The sequence below is a fragment of the Micromonospora sp. NPDC005197 genome, assembly GCF_040608295.1.
In the GTDB taxonomy this organism is placed as follows: Bacteria; Actinomycetota; Actinomycetes; order Mycobacteriales; family Micromonosporaceae; genus Micromonospora.
On the sequence record NZ_JBEXHY010000004.1, the window covers coordinates 68968 to 85204 of the forward strand.

Here is a 16237-nt window from a genome sequence, read left to right on the forward strand (position 1 = left end):
GTGCCACCGCCCCGACGGGTCGGGTCGGTCAGCTCCGGCGGAAGGCGTACCGGCGGGGCTGGCCGGCCCGTTGGCTACGGCCACCGCCCGAGCGGTTACCCCCGGCCTGCGGTGGCCCGGCCGTCGGTGCCGTCGGTCGCCCGGCGGTCTTCGGCAGATCGTCCACCGTCGGCGCGTCGACCGCCGCCGGCACGTCGACGGCCAGCGCCGGCTCAGCCAGCGCGGGCTCCCTCAGCGCCGCCGGCAACGCGCGCTCCCCCAGCGCCGCCGGCTCGGTCAGCACGGCTGGCAGCGCCGGCTCGATCGGTTCGACCGGGAGGTCGGGGCGGGTGGGTGGGAGCGGGCCGTGGCCGGCCGCCGGGTCGGTGCCCAGCGGCGTCGGCGCGGGCGTACGGGTCTTCTTCGGATTGCGCCTGGCGGGCATCCGGGCCTCCTTCGGTGCCGACCGTCCCGGCGGTCCCGGCGGTCCCGCGCTTCGGCGGTCGGTCGGATCGGCTGGTGACCGTGGCAACGCGACGGTCGAGCGGGAAGGGACTGCTCACCGGGGATCGGGCCGGGTCAACACCGCCGAACGGTGGACGGAGACGCGCGACGCCCGGGAGCGCACGGACCGCGATCGCGGGGCGGCGGGCCGGCTCGGGAAGTGGGGCGTCAGTTACGCATGCCCGAACCCTAACCACCGCCCGATGAGACGCGCACCCGATTTCCTGGCACGATCGGCGCATGCTGATCGCGTTCTCGATCACCCCGCTCGGTGCCGGCGACTCCGTGGGTGACCTGGTTGCCGAGGCGGTACGGGTGGTCCGCGAGTCCGGGTTGCCCAACCGGACCGATGCCATGTTCACCACCGTCGAGGGCGAGTGGGACGAGGTGATGGCGGTGGTGAAGCGGGCGGTCGACGTGGTGGCCGCGCAGGCGCCCCGGGTGAGCGTCGTCCTGAAGGCCGACGTCCGGCCCGGGGTCACCGACGCGCTCACCGCGAAGGTGGCGCGTGTGGAGGACCGACTGGCCCAGGGGTGAGCGTGGCTGCCGGTCGGGGTGTGGACGCGCCGGGCGAACGGGCCGCGACCAGGCGGTGACCCGCCGTGGGACGACTCGCCCACGATGCCGCGCGCCGCGATACGGTCGCAGCAGGATAGTTCGACGGCGAGAGGTGGCGGCACGAATGGCTGAGCAGGCGACGGCGCAGATCGGCGTGACCGGGCTGGCGGTGATGGGCCGGAACCTGGCCCGCAACCTGGCCCGCAACGGCTTTACCGTGGCGGTGCACAACCGGTCGCCGGAGCGCACCCGCAGCCTCGTCGCCGAGCACGGTGACGAGGGCACCTTCGTGCCCGGTGAGTCGATGGCCGACTTCGTGGCGTCGCTGGAACGGCCCCGCGCGGTGATCGTGATGGTCAAGGCCGGTGCGCCCACCGACGCCGTGATCGACGAGCTGGTGCCGCTGCTGGAGGAGGGCGACATCATCGTCGACTGCGGCAACGCCCACTTCGCCGACACCCGTCGCCGGGAGGAGTCGCTGCGCGCGCAGGGGCTGCACTTCAGCGGCACCGGCGTCTCCGGTGGTGAGGAGGGCGCGCTGCTCGGGCCGAGCATCATGCCGGGCGGTTCCGCCGAGTCGTACGCCAAGCTCGGGCCGATGTTCGAGAAGATCGCCGCCCACGTGGACGGCGTGCCGTGCTGCATGCACGTCGGGCCGGACGGCGCCGGGCACTTCGTCAAGATGGTGCACAACGGCATCGAGTACGCCGACATGCAGCTCATCGCCGAGGCGTACGACCTGCTCCGGTCCGGCCTGGGCGCGAAGCCGGCGGAGATCGCGGAGATCTTCCGCGACTGGAACAACGGCGAGCTGGAGTCCTTCCTCATCGAGATCACCGCCGACGTGCTCGCGCACACCGACGCGGCGACCGGCCGCGCGTTCGTCGACGTCGTGCAGGACCGGGCCGAGCAGAAGGGCACCGGCCGGTGGACGGTGCAGAGCGCCCTCGACCTGGGCATCCCGATCACCGGGATCGCCGAGGCGACGTTCGCCCGCTCGCTGTCCGGGCACGTCGACCAGCGCGAGGCGGCCCGGCGGGCGTTCCCGGACGCCGGTGAGAAGTGGGAGGTCGCCGACCGGGACGCGTTCGTGGAGGACGTGCGCCGGGCGCTGCTCGCTTCCAAGATCGTCGCGTACGCGCAGGGCTTCGACCACATCCGGGCCGGCAGCCAGGAATACGACTGGGACATCGACCTCGGCGGCACGGCGACCATCTGGCGGGGCGGCTGCATCATCCGCGCCCGCTTCCTGAACCGCATCCGCGAGGCGTACGACGAGCAGCCCGACCTGCCGACGCTGCTCGTGGCGCCGTACTTCGCCGAGGCGGTCGCGGCCGGCGTGCCGAGCTGGCGGCGGGTCGTGGCCGACGCGGCCCGGGCGGGGGTGCCGACGCCGGCGTTCTCGTCGTCGCTGGCGTACTTCGACGGGCTGCGCGCCGAGCGGCTGCCCGCCGCGCTGATCCAGGGCCTGCGGGACAACTTCGGCGCGCACACCTACCAGCGCGTCGACCGCGAGGGCTCGTTCCACACCACCTGGGCCGGCGAGAAGACCGAGTCCCCGGCGTAGCCGGAACCCCGCCGCGCCCCGCCCCGCACGATCGTGCTCGATCCATGATGTAGTGGCCTTCCGACAACGGGAGGCCACCACATCCATGTTCGAGCATGATCATGGGACCCGACGGCAGGTACGCGTGGGCACCCGTCAGGCGACCGTGGCGTGCATCTCCCAGACGAGGATCTCGGCCGGCTCGTCGGCGGTCACCCGCCGGCCGCCGGTCATGATGAGCCGGGCGGCGTCGCCGGTGCCGAGCGGGCCGCTGTCCTCCAGGGTCACCGTGCCGTTCGGCACGTACAGGTGCACGAAGGGCGCGTCCGGGAGGGTGACCTCGTCGCCGGGGCCGAGTCGGGCGGCGTGCAGGGTCGCGTACCGGTTGCGGATCCGGATCGCGGACGCGCCGTCGTAGCGGTCCATCCCGGACGCGATCGGCACCAGGCCGCCGCGCAGCAACTCGTCCTCGATCTCCAGCTGCTCGTAGCCGGGGTCGACGCCCTGTTCGTCGGGGAGCACCCACATCTGCACGAAGTGCACGGGGTCGCTGTGCGGCTCCTGGTTGTTGAGCCGCCAGGCGTCGTTCTTCTCCGAGTGCAGGATGCCGGTGCCGGCGCTCATCCGCTGCGCCAGGCCGGGGTAGATCACCCCGGAGTGGCCGGTGGAGTCCTGGTGCACGAGTGAGCCGCGCAGCACCCAGGTGACGATCTCCATGTCCTCGTGCGGGTGGGTCTCGAAGCCGGCGCCGGGCCGGACCACGTCGTCGTTGTTCACCAGCAGCAACCCGTGGTGGGTGTTGGCCGGGTCGTAGTGCCGGGAGAACGAGAAGGAGTGCTTGGAGTCCAACCAGGAGATCCGGGTGGCGAACCGGTCCTCGGCCCGACGCAGGTCGACCGACGGCGCGGGTGCGGTCACCAGGCACGCTGCCCGGCGTCGGGGGTCGACGGCGCCCAGGTCAGGGCCGGTTCACCGGTGACCAGCTCGGCGATCTCACCGGTGCGCAGCTGCGGCGTGTGACCGAACTCCGCGCAGTGCTGCTCGGCGATCTCGGCGCAGATCTCGGCGACCTGTTCGCAGATCGGGTCGCCCAGATCCGCCGCGTTCAACGCCATGATCATTTTGTACCGGAGATCCCGCATATCCACCCCCAGCCGCCGATTCCCGCCGAGTCCCGCCACCTCCGGACCCTACCTGCCCCCACCTCCCCGAACCCCGACCCGGGCCTTCGCCGCCGCCCTCCAGTGCACGTACGGCACCGGCTGCGGCGAGTGCCCCGGCTGCCACACCACGATGGGCGGCACCAACGCCGACGTCCGGATGGTGGTGCCGGAGGGGCTCTCGATCGGCGTCGGCGAGATGCGCGCGCTGGTGCTGCGCGCGGCCAGCACCCCGTCCGGCGGGCGCTGGCAGGTGGTGGTCATCGAGGATGCCGACCGGCTCACCGAGGCGGCCGGCAACGCGCTGCTCAAGGCCATCGAGGAGCCGCCACCGCGTACGGTCTTCCTGCTCTGCGCCCCGTCCACCCACCCGGACGACATCTCGGTGACCATCCGGTCGCGCTGTCGTGTCGTACCCCTGCGGCAGCCGCCGGCCGCGGCGGTGGCCGAGGTGCTGGTCCGTCGGGACGGCATCGCGCCCGACGTGGCGCAGTGGGCGGCGGCGGCCGCGCAGGGGCACGTGGGTCGGGCTCGCCGGCTGGCCCGCGATCCGGAGGCCCGCAAGCGGCGTGAGGCGGTCCTCGCCGTGCCGCGCCGGCTGACCGGCGTCGGCGCGGCGTTCGACGCGGCGTCCGCGCTGATCGAGGCGGCCGAGGCGGAGGCTGAGGCGTCGGTGTCCGAGGCGGACGCGACCGAACGGGCCGCGCTGGAGACCGCGCTCGGCGCGGGCGGCACCGGCCGGGGCGCGGCCGGCGCGATGCGCGGCGCCGCCGGGCAGCTCAAGGAGCTGGAGAAGCGGCAGAAGTCGCGGGCCACCCGGGCCCAGCGGGACGCGCTGGACCGCGCGCTCGTCGACCTGGCCGGCTTCTACCGGGACGCGCTCACCATGGCGCTGCGGGCCCCGGTCGATCCCGTGCACACCGACACCGCCGCGCTGGCCGGCGCGGGGGCCCAGAAGTGGGACGCCGAGGGGTCGCTGCGCCGGCTGGAGGCCGTCCTCGCCTGCCGGGCGGCGATCGAGGCGAACGTCAAGCCACGGATCGCGGTCGAGGCGATGATGCTCGCCCTCTGGAAGGGCTGACCCGCAGCTCCAGCCGGTTGTCCACAGCCATCGACACGCGCGATTGCTGTGCGGTACGGTCCGGTGTGCCGTGGTGACGGTGACGGCACGCTCAGTGAGGGGCCATCCGGGAGGAGTCGCCGATGCCGCGGGGGGAGATCGACGAGGCCTGGATCGAGGAGGCGGTGCGGCGCTACCGCCGCATCGAATCGCTGCAGGCCGAGTTCGACCAGGCCGTGTCGACCGTCGAGGTCACCGTCCGGTCGCCGGACGGGTTGGTCGAGGTGGTGGTCACCGCCGGTGGGCGGATCACCGACGTCCGGTTCCTCGGGCCGCTGCACACCCGCAGCCCACGAGACGTGGCGGGCTCGGTGCAGGCCGCCGTCACCGCGGCCGCCGACGCCGCCGAGTGGGCCCGGGAGAAGCTGCACAACGAGACGTTCGCCGCCTACCGACCGCTCGCGGGGGCCTGACATGGACACCCTGCGCGCGCTCTCCGCCCGGCTCGACGAGGCGAGCGCCACGCTGACCACCCTGTCCCACACGGTCACCGCCAGCGACCCGGCCCAGGCCGCGTTCGGCACGGACGCCCCGGGCCGCCCCGGCGAGATCGGTCGCGCGCTGCACCGACAGTGGACCGCCGCCACCGACGACCGGGCCCGCGAGGCACGGGCCGCCGCCGCTCGGCTCGCCGCCGCCGCCTCGGCGGTCCGCGAGGCCGCCGACCGGTACGCCGAGGTCGACCGCGCCGCCCGCCGCCGGATCATCGGGGAGCCGTGATGGACCCACTGGACCGGCTCGCCGAGCCCGGCCTCGACCTGCTCCACCGGGTGGACGCGTTGCTCGCGGCCGGCGTTCCCGAGGGCCACCGGGTCTGGCCTCTGCTGCGCCGGATGCAGGTGCTGCCGGGTGACGCCGTCCGGGGCTTCCTCGACCTGCACCCGGCGCCGCTGGCCAGCGCCGGGCACGCGGTGCGCCGGCTGGTCCGGGGGTACGACGACGTCGGCGCGGCGCTCACCGACCCGGTGCTCTGGTCCGGTCCGGCCGCCTCGGCGTACGGGCAGGAGCGCGCCGCGCTGCTGCGCCATGTCGACGAGGGCCCGGAGAGCCTGGTCGGGCGACTGGAATCCACCGCCGGGTACGCGGACGCGCTCGCCGACTGGGTGGAGGGCAGCCGCCTCGCCCTGGCCCGAACGATGGCCGACGTGCTGCGCTCGGCCGAGGCGGTGGCCGTGGTCACCGCCACCGCCACCGGCCCGCCGGCCCGCCTGACGCCGGTCGGGCCGGGTGTCGCCGACGCGGCCGAGATCGCCGCGCGGGTGCTGGCGGTGCTGTGCGTCGCGTACGACGGCGCCGAGACACTGCTGCGCCAATGGGCGCCGAGCCTGGCCGAGTCCACCTGGCGGTCGTCGATGGACGCCCGTCCCCGCTACGACCAGCCCACCCGGGTCGGCTGGTAGCCGATAGCCGCGTCCCCCGACAGGCCACGGCGTCGCTCGCGGGCGCCCGAGCAGAGTCGGCGCCCACGGCGACGCCGTGGTCTTCCCCCTGCACCCCCCGCAGGTCTGCCTCCACTCAACGCCGCCCGGAGACGTTTGTCCCCCACCCGCGGCCGGAATCAACCGTCCGGGCGAGGGTCAACGGCACGACGGGTGGCCCGGCAATAGGTCAAGTCGACGGTCATGGATGCCGGTGCAGGGATCGGCCGGTGCGCCCTTTGCGGTGATGCGTCGTAAGGTGGGGGGATGGGCATGCTCTGCGCGGTCAGCTTCAACCGGTACGGGCGCCTCTACTACCTCGACCCGGGCGAGTTGCGCCCGCAGGTGGGCGACCGGGTGCTGGTGCCGACCGACGACGGGCCCGAGGTGGCCGAGTGCGTCTGGGCCGCCCAGTGGGTGACCGAGGAGACCGACGGCTTCCCCCGGCTGGTCGGGCTGGCCGGCGACGACGACCTGCTCCGGGACGAGGCGCTGCGCCGTCGTAAGGCCGAGGCGAAGGTGGCGGCGAAGCGGCTGATCCGTGCGCACGGCCTCCCGATGAAGGTGGTGGCCGTCGACCACGTGCTCGGCTCGGGTGACGGCGGCGGCGAGCGCAGCACCGTCTACTTCACCGCACCGCACCGGGTGGACTTCCGTTCCCTGGTCCGCGACCTGGGCGCCACCCTGCACTGCCGGGTCGAGTTGCGGCAGCTCTCGGCACGGGATTCGGCCCGCGTCCAGGGCGGCATCGGCTCGTGTGGTCGGGACCTGTGCTGCGCGACGTTCCTCACCGACTTCGAGCCGGTGACCATCCGGATGGCCAAGGACCAGGATCTGCCGCTGAACCCGCTGCGCATCTCGGGGGCGTGTGGCCGGTTGATGTGCTGCCTGAAGTACGAGCACCCGCTGTATGACAGAAGCGGCACATACCCGACGAGCGGCCAGCGGGTTACCACCCCGGAAGGCGAGGCCAGGGTCGTCTCGCGGCACGTCCCGAGCGAGACGGTGACTGTTCGCCAGCTCTCCAGCGGCGAGACCAAGCGGTGCTCGCTGTCTGACGTCTGCGGATCGCGCCGGTCATACGAAGAAGGCCCCACTCCGTAGAGCAGGACCTCCTCCACCCCAGGGGAACCGGACTACACCCCCTGGCCCCCCGGCTAACCCTGTTGATCAAGAGGTTTGCGTCAAAATTCGGGCCCCGAATGACGCGAACCTCTTGATCACCTGGTGGGTGCGGTCAGGGTCAGTGCAGGACCATGGGGGGTTCGGTCAGGTGGGGAGTTAGCGGAGTTTTCGGGGTCAGCCAGCTTGCGGAGGGGGAGTCGTCGGGGTTGACCTGCCAGTCGCGGGAGACCCGGTCGATTCCGATCGGATAGACGGTCAGCGTGCCGTCCGGGTCGATGCGCAACCGCAGGAACGACTTGGAGTCCTCGATACCCTGCCCGGCGAACAGCTCGTTGACGTTCACCCCGAACGCACCGGCGACCAGCAGGTACGCCGCCACCAGCTGACTGGCCACCAGGCCGATGACCGGGCCGTACAGCACCGCCGCGGCGACCGCAGGCAGCGGCCACGGCCAGTCGTAGAACGGCAGCGCCAACCAGACCCAGGTGCCGCCCGCGGCCAACGCCACCTGGGCCACGCCGTGGCTGACGCCGAGAATCCAGTGCCGGACATGCCGCTTGCCGCTGGCACTGGGCGGCTTGGCGAACAGGACCGCCGCCACCACCGTCACGAGCACCATCAGCACCAGCGGGACGCTGAACAGTCGCTGGTCGGTGCTGTCGGCCCAGTTCGCCGCCGCGCCCGCCATGGCCAGCATCAGCAGGGTGTGCAGGGTGCCGAGCAGCGTGGTGAAGCCGGGGTTGCGGAACGGCAGCCGGGCAAAGATGCCCCAGCCGTAGCGCCGGGAGCGGGCCGCGTCCGGATAGCGGGCCACCAGATCGTACGGCTGTGTGCGGCTGGCCCGTCGAGCCAGCGTGTCCCGAGGCGGCACCTCGATGCGCTCCGGCAGCTTGTGCGTCGGGTACAGGTACGCACCGCCGCCGCCACAGGTGATCAACTGCCGGTCCGGGCCGGCGTAGCGGGCGTAGTGGTGCAGGTCGCCGGAGAGCAGCAGCCGCACCTGCGCCCCGGTCGGGTCGATGATGGTCCGGACGAAGTAGTCGATCGAGTCGTACGCCATGGGGTCGTCGGCGGCCTTGACCCAGGTCGGCGACGGTGCCGCAATGATCACCTTCGACTCCGGGGTGAGTCGCCGGGCCACCTCGTCGAAGTAGGCCAACTGTGGGTCGTCCAGGTATGAGCCGGACTGGTCGTCGACGCCCAGCAGCCACCAGGCGGCCGGCAACTCCACGGCGAAGTACGACCGCGACTGCCCGGTGCGCCAGCCGGCGAAGTTGCGGTCCCGGGAGCGAACGAACAGCCGCAGGAAGGCGGTCAGGCCGTCGTACCAGTCGTGGTTGCCCGGCACCGCGAACAGCGTGGGACGGTCGGGCGGGGCCGCCGGCAGCGCGGCCTGGTACGGCCCCTTGCACCGGTTCTCGTACTCCGCGTAGGCCGCCGACGGGTACACCTGGTCCCCGCCCATCACCAGGGTCTGCGCACGGGGCAGCCGGTGCCCGTCCACGGTCAGCTCCGGCTGCGCCAGCAGGTACGCGACGGAGTAGGTGGCGTGGAAGCCGTCACCGAGGTCGGCCGCGTAGTCGAGCCACAGCCCGCCGTCCGGCCCCGCCTGGCGGAAGATGCCGTCGCCGAAGGCGTTCTGCAACTCGCGCTTGTCCAGGTAGGCGCCGAAGAGGATCGCCAGCAGCGTGCGGATACCGGTGCTGATCAACAGGAACGGGGCCAGCCATGGCACCGGCTTGCGGGGGGTGAAACCCAACTCCAGTGGATCGGTGGAGCGCGGCCGGCGAGGGGCCCGCTCCCCGTCGGGTTGCTCGCCCGCCGGGGTCTGGTGATCGTCGCGTTCGTCACTCACCCGCCGCAGCGTAGTACCGGTCCCGGCGAGGCGCTGTCCGGTAATTAGCCAGATGGCAATGGTTGTCCGGTTGGTGTTGACGGAGGCGCGGGGGTATCCCGTTCGGTCCGGGGCCGGGGGGTGCCGTACACTTGCTGATCGTTGCCGCCTTAGCTCAGTCGGCTAGAGCGACGCACTCGTAATGCGTAGGTCGACGGTTCGATTCCGTCAGGCGGCTCGGTACAGAAGCCCAGGCCATTGGCCTGGGCTTCGCCGTTTTACAAGGTCCACCACACCGCCGACGGACGTGCCGGTCCGCAGATAGTCCGCATCCCGCGCCGCGACCGCCTGCCCCGGACGCTGCTGCCCGACCCGTTGTCGTGCCACTGTCGACCTCCGCGAGAGACGTGTGTGATCAACGGTGCCCCTCGCCGCACGAGTGGCGGGCGACGAGCGTCGGTTCGAAGACGACCTGCACCGACTCGGCCGGCCGCTCGACGACGAGCTCGGCCGCCCGCCGTCCCATCTCGTGCGACGGCTGGGCGACCACGGTGATCCCGAGCGCGGCGGACCAGGGGAACTCGTCCATCGTCAGGAACGCGATGTCGTCCGGAACGGTGAGCCCGTGGGCGGTCAGCGCGGAGTGCACCGCGACGGTCAGGCGGCCGGTGGTGCAGACGACGGCGTCCAGCGGCTCGTCCCGGGTACGGGCACGCGCGAGGAGTGCGCCGACGGCATCGCCCACCTCCTCCTCGGAATCCGCGACGACGACCGCCTCGTCGGGCAGGGACAGGTCGGCCTCGGCGAGCGCCAGCCGCAGCCCCGCCGTGCGTTCGACCTGCGAGGGCCGGTTACCGGAGGTGACGACACCGACGGAGGAGCGCCCGCACCCGGCCAGGTGTACGCCCATCAGCCGACCGGCCTCGACGTTGTCCAGGCTGACCGAGTGCATGCCGGCCGGCGGGTCCGGGACGGTACGCGCGACGACCACGACCGGCACGCCGGTGTCGGCCATCCGGCGGGTACGACCGTCGGCGCTCTCGCCGGTCGTCACGATCAGCCCGCGTACCCGCTGCTCGTCCATCGTGTGCACGTGGGCGAGCTCGCGGTGCACCTGGCGGAACGTGTTCGCGAACAGAACGAGGCTGCCCTGGGCGTCGGCCACCTCGTCGATGCCACGGATCAGGTCGAGGTAGAAGGGGCTGCGCAGGTCACGGATGACCACCCCGATCGTGTTGGCGCGTCCGGCGAAGACGCCCCTGGTGAGCGCGTTCGGGCTGTACCCGAGACGGGCGATCGCCGCCCACACCCTGGTGGCTGTCGGCTCGGCGACGGCGCCACCGTTGACGACCCGGGAGACGGTGGCCGTCGACACACCGGCCTGCGCGGCGACGTCGCCGATGGTGGCCCGTCTCACCGTGGTCCCCCTGTTCTCCCGTCCCGGACGACGATCCTGCCCCCGATCATGACGGTCGCCACCCGGTCGAGCCGCTCCGGGTCCGTCACCACCAGGTCGGCTATCGCACCGGGTACGACCCGGCCCCGGCGGGGTGCCAACCCGGGGATGGCGTCGGCGACGTTGGCGCTCGCCATCGCGACCGCCGCCGGGAGACGCACCACACCCGCCTTTGTGGCCCGGTCGATCGCCAGCAGGATCGGGTCGTGGTGGCCGCCCGCGTAGTCGGTCGAGATCGTGTCGACGAGCCCCGCCGAGAAAATCGCGTAGAGCAGCTCCGGCCCGGTCGTGAGTCGCCGGGCCCCGAACGTGTCCAGGGTGGAGACGTCCACGACGGCGCCCGCCTCCTTCAGCCGCTCGGCGTGCTCGACGGCCTCGCGCAGGTCGAAGCTCGAATGGTTGGAGTGTGCCGCGATCAGCCGCACGTCGGTTGTCGCGATCGCGGCGACCTGGGTCATCGACGCCGCCGCGTTGTGCACCACCACCGGTACCCCTGCCCGTGCCTGCTCGGCCGCCTCGGCCAGCCCGTGCAGGGCGATGTCGAAGGCTGGCAGCACGATCCCGGAGACGATCTCGCGGACCTCCTCGACCGACAGCCTGCCAGTCAGCCCCGCACCCGCCAACGCCTCCTCGACCGCGTCCCGGTCGAACGCCGACGTCGAGATGTGCCGCCCCAGCACCGCGATCTTCAGGTTGTCCGCCGCCCGAGGGGTGATCCGTACGCCGGTACGTCTCTGCACCTCGGCCGGGATGTACAGGTAACTCGCCCCACCCCCGCCGAGGGTGTGTCCCGCGCCGATCTCGCCGAGCGCGACGGCACCGGCGTCCAGCGCGTGCCGTGCGGTGAAGGCGCGGTGCGCTCCAGTGAGGCCACCGCCGTCGGCGATGGTCGCCGCGGCCAGGCAGGACGGGACGTTGCACGAGGCGAGCTTCACGTTGACCGGGTGCGCCGCGTCGGTGGCGGCGAGCGCCTCGGCGGTGACGAAGCCGTCCGCGCAGAGCACGGTGGTCGTCCCCTCCCGTAGGTGCCGGTCGAGGTTGGCCAGTACCTGCGGGTGTGGCAGGGCCTCGTGGCCGCTGGCGAACAGCGGCCCGTACGCGGTGCCGTGGGTATGGTTGTTGATCAGCCCCGGGATCACCAGCATCCCGGAAACGTCGACGATCTCGTCCACCGTCCCGTACGCCTCGATTGGCCGCGACGGCACGATCTCGTGGACCGTGTCTCCCTCGATCACGACGTCGAGCCCGGGCTGCGGCTCCGTACCCCGGCCGTCCACCAAGACACCGTCACGCAGGACTGTCGTGGCCACTGTCCTCCCCCTGTCCGGTCACCGGCTCGTCGGTGCGAAACGCTCGAACCGGAAGGCGGCCAGTTCCTCGCTCCGGTCCTCGCCGAGAACCCCGGCCGCGACCAGGCCAGCGGCGTGCACGCTCAGCGTCACGCCGCTGTGCGAGACGGCGAAGTGGAAGTTGGGCAGCTCCGCTACGCGACCCAGCACCGGCAGACCGTCGCCGGGAATAGGCCGTTCACCCACCCGGACGTTCTCCACAGTCGCGGCGGCGATCCCCGGATAGAGCCTGCGGCCCGCGTCGAGCACCCGATCGATCGCCGACCGCTCGACGTCGATCTCCCCGGTGTCGGCGACGTACGCCGCGCCGTCGATCCCGTGGCTGTGCAACAGCAGCCGTCCGCCGCCGTCCGGGCGCAGGTGGACGTGCGGAGCGTGGACGACCCGGGACACCGCGACGGCGACCGGTGAGGTGTGCACGAGCACGCCGCGCGTGTTGCGCATCGGCAGGTCCAGCCCGGCCAGCGCGGCGACCCGGGCCGCCCACGGCCCGGCGCAGTTCACCACGGCGTCCGTCCGGAACTGCCGACCGGAGGCGAGTCGGGCGGTACGCACGCTGCCCCCGCCCACCTCCAGGCCGGTGAGGGCGTCGTCGCGTACCAGCTCGGCGCCCTGGGACACCGCGTACGACAGCAGGTGGCCGATCAGGCGCCTCGGCTCGATCCAGCCCTCGCGCGGGAAGAACGCGATCCCGTCCGCCGGCAGTTCGGCGGCGGCGATGTCCCGTTCGAGGCGTACCGCCTCCGCCCGGCTGAGCCAACGCGCCTCGTACCCGTATTCGAGGAGCCCGGCGACCTTCGCGTGTAGTCGCCCGTACCCATCGGCGTCGGCGGCCCATTCCAGGTTGCCGTCCTCGTGGTACCAGTCGCTGCCCGGCACCCCGGCCGCCAGTTCCCGGTGCGCGTGCATGGCCGCGACGCTGAGGTCGTGGTACGAGCGGGGCTGTTTGCCGCAGGAGTTGGTCCACGAGAACGTCGCGCCGGAGGTGCCGCCGCCCGGTGCGCCAGCGTCCACGACGGTGACGCGGGCGCCGCGCCGCGTCAGCGCTGCGGTCACCGCCGCGCCGTACACACCGGCACCGATGACCACCACTTGCCCGACCATGCCCATGCTCGTGCCTCCCCATCGATGTAACTAGTTACATCGGAGCACGGGTCGTCTGATCAAGTCAACGGGCAATGGCCAACGGTGCCCCCGCTTACCCCCCGAAAACCCCTGCTAAAGGTCCACTGTGAGTGACAAACGTGGACCAGTTGTTGATGGCGTCTGTGCAGGTCAACGATGGATTTCGGCAATCGATGACAAGCTTCGGAACGTGATGTTCGGTAAGCGTAGGTGGACGGTTCGATTCCGTCCGGCGGCTCGGTATTCGGGGCTCCGCCCCTCTGGCCCGCCGCTGCTGGCACACTCGCCAACTGAGTCACGACGTCGCGAGCGCGATGGAGGTGAGGGGTGAGTTTCTCGCGCGCATGGGAAGCGACAGCGCCGGGGCCGTACGGGCTTGGTGAGGTCTACGACGACGTGACGTACGGCAAGCTACCGCCGCTGCCCGAGCGGCTGTTCACCGGGACGTTCGACTGGCTGACTCCGAAAGCGGCGGGAACGGGGTCGTACTACATGGCACCAAACCCCGTACGCGTGGATGGTCTTGACGCGTTCAACCGACGTCTCGCACGGCACGGCCTTGCTCTGCCGGCAGCGTTCGTGGTGTTCATGGCGAGCAGCCGCCTGCAGAGCTCCGTGCCGTCGTGCTTGGCCTGCGAGTGGGAGATCTCGCCCCGGTTGGTGGCCAGCCCCATCGAGGACCACGCATTCATGATGCGGTTCATGAACGATCAGCAGGGTTGCGGCTACTGGTATCTGTACCTGGGCTCCGACGGCTCCAGTCCTGTGGTGTGTAGCGCTTCGAGCTACGAACCCGCGGACGGTGACGAACCGCTGAAGATGGACCCGGCGAGTTTCTTGGCGGACGTCCAGTGGACGGCACCGGGTTTCGAGCACTTCGTCTACCGGTACTGGGTTGAGAATGTCGCCTGGTTCGAGCTGGTCTCGTCGAGGGTGCCGCGTACGGTCACCGCCGGGGACGCGGTCAGATCCTCCAGGGTGACCGAGTCGCCGTCGACGGTGATCCGGCGGGAGACGTCGCCGGGTTCGTGCAGCCGGTCGGCGAGCAGGTGCACCACGGTGACGCCGAGGCTGGCCAGACCGACCGTCTGGTCGGGGCTGGCCAGCACACGGGCGAGCTCACCGTGTGCGTCGTCGATGACCAGCAGCCGTGGCCGGGCCTTCGCCTCCGTACGCCCGACACCGTGCCGGAACGACTTGAGCGCGCTGGTGGTCCGCTCCTCCAGATCCTCGCTGAGCAGGTCGACGAGCGTCTGTACGGTGGTGACCAGCAGCGGGGTCGGGCCGGACGGGCCGATCGAGGTCCGGTCGAGCAGATGTGGCAGCCACCGTGCCCAACGCCAGGTCCGGGCGCGCTCGGGGGTGGTGATGATCGCGAGCGTCACGTCGTCGGGGGCGTGGAACGTGGCGACCTGCACGAGGATCGCCCGGGCGAGGGCGACGGCGTCCGCGTAGTTCGGCGTTATCACGCTGACATCCCCGGCGCAGTCCAGGTTCGCCCGCAGCGGCAGCCCCGGTACCAGCGCGAATCGGCGGATCAGTGAGCGCGCCTCGTGACGCATGAACGGATCGAGCGGATTGGTGGGGGTGCTCTGCTCGCGTAGCTCGATCGTGCGGACGGGCAGCGAACCCATGCCCAGCCGTACGTGCAGAAAGTCGACGTCGGCGCGTCGGCGCTCCCACAGTCGCGCCGGGCTGCGGATCACGTCGAGCAGCCGATTCACCGGCGGGTCGAGGAGGTTCGCCTCCTCCCGCAGACGCTGCTCGGTCTCGCGCAACTGGTCGCGCAGTTCCTCCAGGTAGTCCTGGTAGCGCTCGCGCTGTGCCCGGCGCTGCCGGCCGGCCTTGCCCAGCTGGGTGAGGTACATCGCCCCGGCGGCGCCCAGCGCCGCCACCATGACCACCGCGCCCAGAGCCGCGAAGCCGGAGCCGCGCAGGAACATCATCATGCTCATCGCCACCCCGGCGCCGGCCATGGGCAGCAACGCCTGGAGCCCCATCGCGGACTTGCCGTCGGGCAGTTGCGGTGGCGGGTCCAGCACGAGTGGATCCATCGCGGCCATCGGGCGAGCCATCCGGGCGGGGCGGTGCACCATGCGCGTCGACATGCGGGGGGCCTCCGGTCACATCCGCCGAGCGCGACTCAGCGCCAGCGCGGCGGCGCGGGTCGCCTCCACGAGCGTCGCCTCGCCGATCCGCGACGGGGTGATGAGCGCACCGGCGGCCAGGTGACGGTCGTAGGGCAGCACCACCACCGGTACGCCGGTCTGCTCGATCAGCTCACGGGCGGCGCCGTGGATCAGCGTCGCGCGGCCGTGCGGGTTGCTCGCGCTCAACACGACGATCACGCGCTCCAGCCATGACCCGTAGCCGTCGTCGACGATCCGGCGCAGCGTCTGGTAGGTGCCCCGAACCCCGTCGGGTGTCGCCGCCGCGACGAGCACCACCGCGTGCGCGTCGGCCATCACCCCCGCCGGGGTACGGGCCTCCAGGCCGGGTGGGCAGTCGGTGACGGTGACGGCGAAGAGACGCGACAGTGCGCGCGTGACAGCGGTGCACAGGTTCGGGTTGGTGGTGCCGCTCGGCAGTACCCAGAGACCTGTCCCGGTGCGTGGGAGGAGTGGTTCGAGGTCGCGCAGGTCGCCGCCCCGGCCCGCGAGCAGTCCGGGTGCCAGTCGTTGCAGTGACGGGTCGCTCGGGGCGCCGAGCCGCCAGGTCAGCGAGCCCTCGTACGGGTCCGCGTCCGCGGCGAGCACCGGATCGGCGCGACGCGCGGCGAACACCGACGCCAGCAGCGCGGCAAGCGTGGATTTCCCCGCGCCACCCTGCACGGAGGCCACCGCGATCCGCCGGCCGGTGTGCACGGGTGCCTGCACCTCGGCGGCGAGGTCGGCGAGTTCCCGGGTCTGCCGGCCGCTGGCGAACATCCGGCTGGCGCTGCGCCACGTACGCCGTAGCGCGGAGTCGCCGGAGGGGGGCCTGCGCGCGATCGACAGGTCGCCCGGCTCCGACGCCGGCGGGTCGGCCGGCGGCGCGGTGCGCGGCACCGGTGGAGCGCTCATG

Annotated in this window: 16 protein-coding genes and 1 tRNA gene; 8 read left to right on the top strand and 9 right to left on the bottom strand. The window is 72.1% G+C overall.

Translation table 11 applies throughout. The features are described from left to right. Window positions 1-28: 28 nt before the first annotated feature. Window positions 29-424 (bottom strand): hypothetical protein, encoded by a 396-nt coding sequence (locus ABZU46_RS03130; protein ID WP_354854677.1) that lies wholly within the window; start codon window positions 422-424, stop codon window positions 29-31. Window positions 425-723: 299 nt separating this feature from the next. Between ABZU46_RS03130 and ABZU46_RS03135 the strand changes: the two genes are divergently transcribed. Continuing rightward, the gene (locus ABZU46_RS03135; protein WP_354854679.1) at window positions 724-1020 is read left to right on the top strand and encodes an MTH1187 family thiamine-binding protein; all 297 of its coding nucleotides are present in this window, start codon (window positions 724-726) and stop codon (window positions 1018-1020) included. A gap of 145 nt (window positions 1021-1165) precedes the next feature. Beyond that, window positions 1166-2608, top strand: a complete 1443-nt coding sequence (gndA, locus tag ABZU46_RS03140) for an NADP-dependent phosphogluconate dehydrogenase (protein ID WP_354854681.1) — start codon at window positions 1166-1168, stop codon at window positions 2606-2608. A 135-nt stretch (window positions 2609-2743) separates the two neighbouring features. Here gndA and ABZU46_RS03145 read toward each other — a convergent pair whose 3' ends face one another. Further along, window positions 2744-3505 (bottom strand): pirin family protein, encoded by a 762-nt coding sequence (locus ABZU46_RS03145; protein ID WP_354854683.1) that lies wholly within the window; start codon window positions 3503-3505, stop codon window positions 2744-2746. After that, window positions 3502-3702 carry a thioredoxin reductase gene (locus tag ABZU46_RS03150; protein ID WP_354854685.1) on the bottom strand — a complete coding sequence of 67 codons (201 nt, stop codon included), beginning with the start codon at window positions 3700-3702 and terminating at the stop codon, window positions 3502-3504. Before ABZU46_RS03150 ends, ABZU46_RS03145 begins: the two co-directional genes overlap by 4 nt. Here ABZU46_RS03150 and ABZU46_RS03155 point away from each other — a divergent pair. The 5 genes from ABZU46_RS03155 to ricT all read left to right on the top strand — a co-directional run bounded on the left by ABZU46_RS03155 (window position 3635) and on the right by ricT (window position 7389). Then, window positions 3635-4828 (top strand): DNA polymerase III subunit delta', encoded by a 1194-nt coding sequence (locus ABZU46_RS03155; RefSeq protein ID WP_354854809.1) that lies wholly within the window; start codon window positions 3635-3637, stop codon window positions 4826-4828. The two genes, ABZU46_RS03150 and ABZU46_RS03155, sit on opposite strands and share 68 nt — an antisense overlap. Before the next feature lie 122 nt (window positions 4829-4950). Continuing rightward, a complete protein-coding gene (locus ABZU46_RS03160) occupies window positions 4951-5280 on the top strand; it encodes a YbaB/EbfC family nucleoid-associated protein (RefSeq protein WP_007454690.1) in 330 nt (109 codons plus the stop codon). 1 nt (window position 5281) lies between these two features. Next, entirely contained in the window at window positions 5282-5587 is a 306-nt protein-coding gene (locus ABZU46_RS03165) for a hypothetical protein (protein ID WP_354854687.1), read from the top strand. Further along, a complete protein-coding gene (locus ABZU46_RS03170) occupies window positions 5587-6267 on the top strand; it encodes a hypothetical protein (protein ID WP_354854688.1) in 681 nt (226 codons plus the stop codon). Before ABZU46_RS03165 ends, ABZU46_RS03170 begins: the two co-directional genes overlap by 1 nt. 285 nt (window positions 6268-6552) lie before the next feature. Then, window positions 6553-7389, top strand: coding sequence for a regulatory iron-sulfur-containing complex subunit RicT (ricT, locus tag ABZU46_RS03175; RefSeq protein WP_354854689.1), 837 nt, complete (start codon window positions 6553-6555; stop codon window positions 7387-7389). 139 nt (window positions 7390-7528) lie between these two features. Here ricT and ABZU46_RS03180 read toward each other — a convergent pair whose 3' ends face one another. Further along, on the bottom strand, window positions 7529-9265 hold the full coding sequence (locus tag ABZU46_RS03180) for a metallophosphoesterase (RefSeq protein ID WP_354854691.1): 1737 nt from the start codon (window positions 9263-9265) through the stop codon (window positions 7529-7531). A 143-nt stretch (window positions 9266-9408) separates the two neighbouring features. Here ABZU46_RS03180 and ABZU46_RS03185 point away from each other — a divergent pair. Further along, window positions 9409-9482: transfer RNA gene (locus tag ABZU46_RS03185), tRNA-Thr, on the top strand. Window positions 9483-9659: 177 nt separating this feature from the next. Here ABZU46_RS03185 and ABZU46_RS03190 read toward each other — a convergent pair. From ABZU46_RS03190 to ABZU46_RS03210, 5 genes are all read right to left on the bottom strand, one after another. Further along, complete coding sequence (locus tag ABZU46_RS03190) at window positions 9660-10661, bottom strand: LacI family DNA-binding transcriptional regulator (RefSeq protein ID WP_354854693.1); 1002 nt, start codon at window positions 10659-10661, stop codon at window positions 9660-9662. Next, complete coding sequence (locus ABZU46_RS03195) at window positions 10658-12010, bottom strand: amidohydrolase family protein (protein ID WP_354854695.1); 1353 nt, start codon at window positions 12008-12010, stop codon at window positions 10658-10660. Before ABZU46_RS03195 ends, ABZU46_RS03190 begins: the two co-directional genes overlap by 4 nt. 18 nt (window positions 12011-12028) lie before the next feature. Then, entirely contained in the window at window positions 12029-13153 is a 1125-nt protein-coding gene (locus tag ABZU46_RS03200; RefSeq protein ID WP_354854697.1) for an FAD-dependent oxidoreductase, read from the bottom strand. 902 nt (window positions 13154-14055) lie between these two features. Continuing rightward, the gene (locus ABZU46_RS03205) at window positions 14056-15282 is read right to left on the bottom strand and encodes a hypothetical protein (RefSeq protein WP_354854699.1); all 1227 of its coding nucleotides are present in this window, start codon (window positions 15280-15282) and stop codon (window positions 14056-14058) included. Window positions 15283-15297: 15 nt separating this feature from the next. Further along, window positions 15298-16236: a hypothetical protein gene (locus tag ABZU46_RS03210; RefSeq protein WP_354854701.1), complete on the bottom strand. Its 939-nt coding sequence runs from the start codon at window positions 16234-16236 to the stop codon at window positions 15298-15300. Window position 16237 lies beyond the last annotated feature (1 nt).

Bases quoted from the DNA above. Each gene is read 5' to 3' on its own strand.
- ABZU46_RS03135 (WP_354854679.1), top strand. From the start codon at position 724: ATGCTGATCGCGTTCTCGATCACCCCGCTCGGTGCCGGCGACTCCGTG.
- ABZU46_RS03160 (WP_007454690.1), top strand. From the start codon at position 4,951: ATGCCGCGGGGGGAGATCGACGAGGCCTGGATCGAGGAGGCGGTGCGG.
- ABZU46_RS03150 (WP_354854685.1), bottom strand. From the start codon at position 3,702: ATGGCGTTGAACGCGGCGGATCTGGGCGACCCGATCTGCGAACAGGTC.
- ABZU46_RS03205 (WP_354854699.1), bottom strand. From the start codon at position 15,282: ATGTCGACGCGCATGGTGCACCGCCCCGCCCGGATGGCTCGCCCGATG.
- gndA (WP_354854681.1), top strand. From the start codon at position 1,166: ATGGCTGAGCAGGCGACGGCGCAGATCGGCGTGACCGGGCTGGCGGTG.
- ABZU46_RS03200 (WP_354854697.1), bottom strand. From the start codon at position 13,153: ATGGTCGGGCAAGTGGTGGTCATCGGTGCCGGTGTGTACGGCGCGGCG.
- ABZU46_RS03210 (WP_354854701.1), bottom strand. From the start codon at position 16,236: ATGAGCGCTCCACCGGTGCCGCGCACCGCGCCGCCGGCCGACCCGCCG.
- ricT (WP_354854689.1), top strand. From the start codon at position 6,553: ATGGGCATGCTCTGCGCGGTCAGCTTCAACCGGTACGGGCGCCTCTAC.
- ABZU46_RS03130 (WP_354854677.1), bottom strand. From the start codon at position 424: ATGCCCGCCAGGCGCAATCCGAAGAAGACCCGTACGCCCGCGCCGACG.
- ABZU46_RS03170 (WP_354854688.1), top strand. From the start codon at position 5,587: ATGGACCCACTGGACCGGCTCGCCGAGCCCGGCCTCGACCTGCTCCAC.
- ABZU46_RS03165 (WP_354854687.1), top strand. From the start codon at position 5,282: ATGGACACCCTGCGCGCGCTCTCCGCCCGGCTCGACGAGGCGAGCGCC.